Raw genomic sequence first — 5,371 nt, 5'->3', positions numbered from 1 at the left:
TCTCGTTGAGCAGTTCATCGCGCAGTCGGCCGTTGAAGCTCTCGATGAAGCCATTATCCGGCATGATGTTCTTGGTGCCATCGTTCGGTACGTCAGGTTCGGTAAGCTTGGCGCATCCGGGCCACGGGGCACCGGGAGCACGCTAGTGCGGGCAGGCCGTCGTATGCAGATGAACTGCGAGTTCGAGCACATTATCTGGCCGCCCCTACGACTCGCCCGGATGCGCTGCCAGCGCGGATCCGTATTTGTCGTGTTGCCCGCTCGCTCCCTGTTCGTGACCAACGATGGAGGGAGCCGTGCGTATTATCGGCATGGACATACACCGCGTTGTAATGGCATTCGACGCGGTTCTGATCCGCCCAGGAGAGGATGGCGTTCGAGGTGAACTCGCTGCCATTGGCGGGGGCGAGCAAGCAAAGCAGGTAGTCTCGAGAATAGTATTTGCTCGCCGTACCTCCGCGTGGCTCGCCGAACCAGACTTCGCAATCGGCCTGGTCCCAGCCCCAGAGGCACGTCGCCCACGCCGTTGACGCAGAATACGATGTTCGGGTTTGCTGTTTTTTGGGTCTGAGAGTTGTGGGAAGGGCTACGCCGCCCGCGGTATGCGCGACGTGAACGTTGCCCTGGACACCGATACGCTCGTGCCGTTGGCGTCGCTGATAACATCCACCCGGGCCTCGAGCTGCTTCACCAGTGCCTCCACGATGGCTGTTCCCAAGCCGCTATTTGGTGCGCGGCCGGCTGGCTTGCCGGTGCCATTGTCGGAGACCGTCAGTTTCCAGTCGCTGCCATTGGTCTCGTAAGACACCTGGATCAGGGCTGCGGTCTTCTCCCGGGGGAACGCATATTTGATCGCGTTGAGGATAAGTTCGGTGACGATCAGCCCGAAGCTGACCGCCTTCTGCGAGTCGATCCTGCCGGCTTCCGCGGTGACTTTGACGGCGATCGGCTGTGCATCCCCGATCATCGACGAGGCCAGACTGCTGCACAGCTTCGGCAGATAGGAGCCGACGTCGATTTCGTCGATGCCTGCTGAGGTGTGGAGATGGCGCTGCACTTCAGCCACCGACATGACCCGCTGGTGGGCATCTTTCAGATGCTGGCGGGTTTCCTCGGAGGTGACCGAACGGGCCTTCAGCAACAGGATGCTGGCGATAATCTGCAGGCTGTTGGCAACCCGATGCTCCATCTCACGTAGTAGCACATCCTTTTGCCGCAACAGGTCTTCGGTGCGGCCGAGAAGCTCTTCCTTCTCCCGCTCGATGACACGCCGCGCCGTTATGTCGTTGAAGGCGAGAAGGATGGTGACGGCCGAATTGTGGTCGTAAAGTACCTTTCGCGCGTTGAGCAGCATCGTGCGTTTGCCGATGTTGGGGAAATCATACTCGACCTCGAAGCCGTCCATGGCGGTCTTCTCAGGGATGATCGTCTCTAGGAGCAGGCGCAGTGCCGGAATGTCCCACTGGCCGTCGCCTAGCGCATAGAGAAGGGCGCCGTGTGTCTCCTCGGGGTCGACCTTGAAGGTCTGATAGAAAGAGCGGCTGGCCGCCAGCACATGAAACTTTTCGTCGAGGACGAGGAACGGTTCGGCGATCGTGTTGACGATGGCCTGCGACAGCGTCTGCGCGTCCTCGATATTCGCAATTGGGTGGAACAAGGCTCAAGGCCGATCTGGAGGCGCCTTCGCCTCCTCTTCGGCCCTTGTTACACACTTGACGGCTCGTGTCGCGGATTGAATCTAACCGGCGCAGCACGACAACGTGCGAGCCGGACTGTTCGCTGAATCCGGCAAGCGCGCGTAGACCCACTGATGTTGCACGCCAGCTAAATATGCCCGATATCATGGCGGCTGGCAGGGCGAGGTATTCAGTGGCGGCAAATCGTCTAAACGGAATTTACCCATCAGAGCCCGGGCTGGTGGGCATTCCGTTCGCCCCCAATGCCCGTCCGCGCACTTCATTGCCCACCGTCGCTACCATCGTGACGGCGGTTGCGGCGCTGTATTTCGGGCGCGAAGTGTTCCTGCCGATCGCTATTGCGCTGCTTTTGACCTTCGCGCTCGCGCCCGTGGTGTCGGCTCTGAAGCGCGTCGGCATTCCCCGCCTTCCTGCCGTCATCGTCAGTGTGCTCGGTGCATTCGCGGCACTCGCTCTGTTCTCCTTCATTGCCGCGTCGCAGGTCAGCGAACTGGCGCAGAACATCCCGGCCTACCAGACAAATATCCTGACCAAGATCCGCTCGCTCAAGGAAACCGGGGCAGGAGGAGGGATCATTGCCAGATTGAGTCAGGTGATCCAGCGCGTCGGGCAGGAGATCGATCTGCAGGAACCGTCACCGCCCGCCGCCGACGCGCCGAGGCCCGAGCCCGTGCCGGTCGAGATCGTCGCGAGAGAACGGCCACTCGAGATCCTGCAGAACCTCATGGGTCCGTTGATCAGCCCGCTGGCCTCGGCGGTTCTGATCGTCGTTGTCGTCATCTTCATGCTGCTGGAGCGCGAGGATCTGCGCGATCGTTTCATCCGCCTAGTCGGCTATGGTGATCTGCACCGCACCACCCAGGCGCTGCAGGATGCCGGCAAGCGCGTCGGCCAGTATCTGCTGATGCAGCTGGTCCTCAATATCGTCTATGCCATACCGATCGCTATCGGGCTCTGGATTCTGGGCATCCCCAATGCGCTGCTGTGGGGCCTGCTGGCGCTGGCGCTGCGCTTCGTTCCATATATCGGCCCGGTCATCGGGGCGCTCGTACCACTGTTCCTGGCGCTGGCGGTGGCGCCCGGTTGGTCGCTAGTGCTGTGGACCGCCGCCCTCTTCATGGTGATGGAGTTGCTCACCGGAAATGTCATCGAACCCTGGCTTTATGGCGCGCGCACGGGACTCTCGCCATTGGCCATCATCGTTGCGGCGATCTTCTGGACTTGGCTGTGGGGCCCGCTCGGCCTGGTCCTGTCGACGCCCCTCACCGTCTGTCTGGTTGTGCTCGGCAGGCACGTGCCGCAGTTCGAATTCCTCGACGTGCTGTTCGGCAACGAGCCAGTGCTCGAACCGCATGCCCGGCTTTACCAGCGGCTCCTGGCCGGCGATCCGGACGAAGCCACCGACCACGCCGAAGAGATGCTTGAGAAATATCTGGTCGAGTTCTACGACAAGATCGTCATTCCCGCTTTGTTGCTCGGCGAGCAGGATCGTGTCCGCGGCGTCATGGACGACCAGCAGAGACGGCAGATGGCAGCCAGCGCGCTGACGCTGGTGGCAAATCTCGACGACAGCGCACACGAAGAAGCGGTCGAAGAGGATGAGCCGGCTTTCGCCGAGTATGGCAAGACGGATGTGGGAAAGGAAACAGCCGGGGAGGGCAAGGAAGCCGAGGACGAGATCGAACTGCCTAATGGCGTCGGCATGTCAGTGCTGTGTTGCGGCGGGCGCGGCGAGCTTGATGATGCCGCCGCTGCCATGCTGGCGCAGGTGCTCGAAGTTCAAGGCGCGACGGTGTCGACGGCGGGCTTCGCCGATATGGACCCGGCGAGCATTCGCCGGCTCGATCTTGCCGCTGTCGATACCGTCGTTGTCGGCTTCCTCCAACCCCGATTCCGTCAAGCACGCCCGCTTCCTGGTGCGCCGGCTGAAGCGCGCCAGGCCGGCGCTCAGGGTTGGCATCGCGTTCTGGTCGGAGGCCGGCAACGACGACAGCCAGGCGGCGGCAGCACTGGCCGGCGACATCAATGCCGATTTCGTTGCCCATAGCATCGTCGATGCAGTGCGCGGCGCGCTGTCAAGCGAGCCGCCGGTAGCGCTCAAGCTCGCAGCCAAGCGTCGCTTGCGCCGGCAGCCGTCCGTCACGAAGAAAGCGCCGCTTGCGGTTGCAAGCTGAGGCCGCGGCGACGACACCGCGGGGCACTCCTGGCGCGCGGGTTATTGATCCCAGCGATGGCCAGCGGTCAGGCAGACAGCTGCTCAACACCAGTACGGCGAACGAAGAACCGACCGCACAGCCAATGACGCCAAGCATCTGGCCATCCAGTTCGAACTCGTCAAGGACAGTACGATAGCAGGCCCAGCCCGCCGATGGACGGGCACGGCCCTCTGTGCGCAACGGCGCACTATGTCGCCGTCCGATCAGCACGCACAAATACGAGCGGCAGGCTTTTCTAGGGTCGGAACAAGAATTGTTCCCAGCGACACGATAAGGTCGAACGGAGCATGAACTTCATGCGGCGTGGCGGAACCGAGCCGGAAATCTGAGCGGCCGGAAGCCTTCTGGCATCTGATGATCTGCATACCAACTGTAGATGTGTAGATGCCGGTCACATTGATGTGTTCCCAGCTCAGCGGCGAGACGCGCTTCAGCAGGTGATCCGGAACCTCGCGATGCATTTTGCCCAAGTGAGTGACGGCCCGTTCGATATAGACCGGATCCCAATGCACGATCGCGCTAACGACGAGGTTGAGGCCGGAGGCGCGGAACGCTTGGCTTTCGAATGATCGGTCGCGGGATTTCGCCGCGCTCGTGGAAGAAGACGGCGCACTTCAGTTAATGCGCACCTTCGCCCTTGAGGCCGGCTTGGCAGCGCGGACGTCGCACCGGTCACACACTTGGATTTGGCTAGCGGGACATTAGCAATCAAGCAATTAAACCGGAAGGAGTACGCCAGCCGCAGACTGGCCGAGGAGTCCAGCATAGAGACCCGCGAATCTCGGGTCTTTATACGAATTACGAGATACGAATTACGAGCAAAGTGCAGCGCTCAGAAAAGTACAATGCCGGCGGCGAAGGAAATGTTGCAGTAGCGTGCATCGGAACGAGCAAGTAGCGCCAATTGTCGAGCGCCCGCGCGGCGCGGCAGAAGCTGCCGTGGTCCGCCGCCGCAATGGCGTAACGAAGCTGCGGATGTCGAACGTTATGCTCAAAATTGGCTTTTCGATCGAAGAGGTGGCGTTGCTTTTCGGCCACCGCCCTCTTCAGCCTGAAGTGGCGATCAGCCCAATTATGAGGGGCAGGGACGTAGGCGGCCTCCCGCTTCTCCTCCTGAACCACGGCTGAACGCCGCCTTCAGCATCGGTTCGAACGGCATCTCCTAAAACGAAGCCGTTCAACTCGCGGTCCCGTCCGCCAAAGGAGACGCCCTCATGATCCGCAATTCTTTCATCGCAACCGCGCTCGCCGCTCTTGTCGGCATTGTCGTCGCTGCCCCAGCCATGGCCAACGACGTGAGCATCGAGCAGTATGGCTGGTCTAATTCGGCTGGCGGCGCCCAGAACGGCTTCAAGAACCGTATCCGGGTTTACCAGAACGGCCGCTTCAACAAGGTGATCGGCCAGCAGCGCGGCCGCCACAACCTTTCGGCTATCGGCCAGGACGGGGCCGGCAACT

At 61.5% G+C, this 5,371-nt stretch carries 3 protein-coding genes and 2 pseudogenes; 2 read left to right on the top strand and 3 right to left on the bottom strand.

Features of this window, described 5'->3' with window-relative positions; translation table 11 throughout:
* Window positions 1-586 precede the first annotated feature (586 nt).
* Entirely contained in the window at window positions 587-1,657 is a 1,071-nt protein-coding gene (locus NKH59_RS32970) for a sensor histidine kinase (protein WP_352542273.1), read from the bottom strand.
* 212 nt (window positions 1,658-1,869) lie between these two features.
* Between NKH59_RS32970 and NKH59_RS32965 the strand changes: the two are divergent.
* Window positions 1,870-3,871, top strand: a pseudogene (locus NKH59_RS32965) (AI-2E family transporter).
* A 336-nt stretch (window positions 3,872-4,207) separates the two neighbouring features.
* Here NKH59_RS32965 and NKH59_RS32960 read toward each other — a convergent pair.
* Together NKH59_RS32960 and NKH59_RS32955 are read right to left on the bottom strand one after the other, a co-directional pair.
* A pseudogene (locus NKH59_RS32960) lies at window positions 4,208-4,585 on the bottom strand (Tn3 family transposase); the annotation flags it as partial.
* 126 nt (window positions 4,586-4,711) lie between these two features.
* A complete protein-coding gene (locus NKH59_RS32955; RefSeq protein WP_352542271.1) occupies window positions 4,712-4,951 on the bottom strand; it encodes a hypothetical protein in 240 nt (79 codons plus the stop codon).
* Between the two features lie 176 nt (window positions 4,952-5,127).
* Between NKH59_RS32955 and NKH59_RS32950 the strand changes: the two genes are divergently transcribed.
* A partial coding sequence (locus NKH59_RS32950) for a curlin repeat-containing protein (protein ID WP_353024394.1) occupies window positions 5,128-5,371 on the top strand: 244 nt, incomplete at its 3' end.

Origin of the sequence: Mesorhizobium sp. M0998, assembly GCF_040318885.1 — a bacterium.
In the GTDB taxonomy this organism is placed as follows: Bacteria; Pseudomonadota; Alphaproteobacteria; order Rhizobiales; family Rhizobiaceae; genus Mesorhizobium.
Note: the sequence above shows the minus strand (reverse complement) of the source record. Positions and strands in the feature narration are given on the sequence as shown.